Source organism: Legionella drancourtii LLAP12 (genome assembly GCF_000162755.2).
In the GTDB taxonomy this organism is placed as follows: Bacteria; Pseudomonadota; Gammaproteobacteria; order Legionellales; family Legionellaceae; genus Legionella; species Legionella drancourtii.
The window spans coordinates 1-2067 of record NZ_JH413843.1; the positions used below are offsets into that span (position 1 = coordinate 1).

Consider the following 2067-nt stretch of genomic DNA (forward strand, 5'->3'; position numbering starts at 1 on the left):
ACTGCACGTCATGTCCTTTAAAGTTATCCCTCCCTATCTTGTTCCATCCTAGCCTGGAATAATAATTCGGAAATGTAGGATCAAAAGCAAATAGATATAACTGGCTAAAACCTAGCTGTTTCGCTTTTTGCTTAATAGCATTCATAAGTTTGGGCGCAATGCCTTCTCGCTGATAATCAGGATGAACGACAAGAGAGCCTAGCCATGGTGCTAGATCAGGGCGAATACCATCATTATCACGTACCTACGGCAACGATTCACTCCAAATCAGAGGCTCTAATTTCTCTAATACATTACTTTTATTCATTTCAAAAAATCCTTTCTTCAAGGAGATAATCGTCTTTGGACAATTGTATTATTATCAATCAAATATTCCCAAACATCGGATAATTCATCCACGCGATAGCTATAAAACACAAACCGCTTAGGCTTAATTGCAATACCACAATAATCAGGTGAACAAGGCAACATGGTGTCTTTAGAGGACTGCTCTATATCCAGTCGATTATCTTCTAATAGTTGCTTATTTTCAATCGGTACCCCGGATGTTGGTGCATAACTACAAAAGCGTATTTGCGCCCATTGAGGATAGGTTTCCCAATAGTGCGCATTTTGTTCTCTTGATAATAAGCTTGCTTCTCCTTCCACGCTCACTTCCCGTGCATAACGCTCAAACCAAAAGGTAAGCGCTACCTGATTATTATTTTTTATCTCAAGCACTTTTCTCGTTCGTTTTTGGGTAAATAACAAGATCCAGTCTTGTGTTATTTCACGAATTGCTACGACGCGACCATGAGACGCACCATTCAATCCCAGTGATGACAGCACCGCATGCTGTGCATGTTGAGCACCAATTGATTTTTCCTCTTCAATCCAAGCAGTTAATAATTGAACGGGGCGCATCATAATAAACCTTCTAATGCCATTTTATTACCGTTCATAATAGCTAAAACGTGCTCTCTAATTTTTTCAATTGGCCAATTCCACCATTGTAGCTTCAGCAAAAAATCAATCGTTTCTTCATCAAAACGTTTACGAATGACCCGTGCTGGATTCCCGCCCACAATTTCATAGGGAGCCACGTCCTTAGTCACCACAGCGCGTGTACCAATAATAGCGCCATCGCCAATGGTCACACCTAGCATAATTGTAGCGTCATACCCAATCCATACATCATTACCAATCACGGTATCCTTTTTGCAATGAGGCTCAAAAGGAATTTCTGGCCATTGCGATTTAAAAATCACAAAAGGGAAAGAGGAAAAGCCATTTAAGTCATGATTCCCGCCATTCATCACAAATTTAACGCTTGTAGCAATTTGACAAAATTTCCCAAGAATTAATTTATCGCCAATAAAGTCAAAATGATAAAGCACATTCTTTTCAAAATTTCGTATATTCTCCGGATCATCATAATAGGTGAAATCTCCCACAATGATATTGGGGTTGGTAATAATATTCTTTAAAAACGCTGTTCGCTCAGAATTAGGTACTGGATATAACTCATTAGGATTAGGATGCATTATTTAATTCCTTAATTAAAAAATATAAAGTTGAATCATGCTCATACCTATATTGAAGTAATACTATTTGTTTTTTGTGTTAAATAAATGAGAACATAATAGCCTGGACTAGGTTGTAACTCACTATCAACAACGACTACATCTCCTGAATTAAGTTCCGATTGCATACTACTATCTTCTACTGAGGGATAATATCACATTTTAATTCACTATAGATTGCTCCAAGATCCCTCTAGCCTTGATGGTTATATCGCAAGACATAACCGCGCCATTGGCTAGTTTATGGAAACTAACCAAATTAGCACACCCAGAGGAAAACTGCGGTTATAAGACATTATGGAGGCTGGTTATCAAAGACAGATAAAATGCTTGGTCTTAAAACTGGCCTCTATTTCATAGTAGGCGTTTAAACCTATTGTTTTGGATAATCTACATTAATAGCGCACGAAAAATTGACGAGGTAAGGAAAAGTTTACAACCAGTTAAGCGACTTTTTTTAATTTCCATACCTGATTTATTTGAATATAAAAAAGCCCCGTCAGAG

Annotated in this window: 2 protein-coding genes and 1 pseudogene; all 3 read right to left on the bottom strand. The window is 37.8% G+C overall.

Translation table 11 applies throughout. The annotated features are described in order from the left end of the window. Window positions 1-244: pseudogene (locus tag LDG_RS19090) on the bottom strand (GNAT family N-acetyltransferase); the annotation flags it as partial. An 80-nt stretch (window positions 245-324) separates the two neighbouring features. Then, window positions 325-906, bottom strand: coding sequence for a pyridoxamine 5'-phosphate oxidase family protein (locus tag LDG_RS13360; protein WP_006871931.1), 582 nt, complete (start codon window positions 904-906; stop codon window positions 325-327). Continuing rightward, window positions 903-1523, bottom strand: a complete 621-nt coding sequence (locus LDG_RS13365; protein ID WP_006871932.1) for a CatB-related O-acetyltransferase — start codon at window positions 1521-1523, stop codon at window positions 903-905. The genes LDG_RS13360 and LDG_RS13365 overlap by 4 nt, the downstream gene beginning before the upstream one ends. Window positions 1524-2067 lie beyond the last annotated feature (544 nt).

Coding starts and splice junctions, on each gene's coding strand:
- LDG_RS13365 (WP_006871932.1), bottom strand. CDS start 1,523: ATGCATCCTAATCCTAATGAGTTATATCCAGTACCTAATTCTGAGCGA.
- LDG_RS13360 (WP_006871931.1), bottom strand. CDS start 906: ATGATGCGCCCCGTTCAATTATTAACTGCTTGGATTGAAGAGGAAAAA.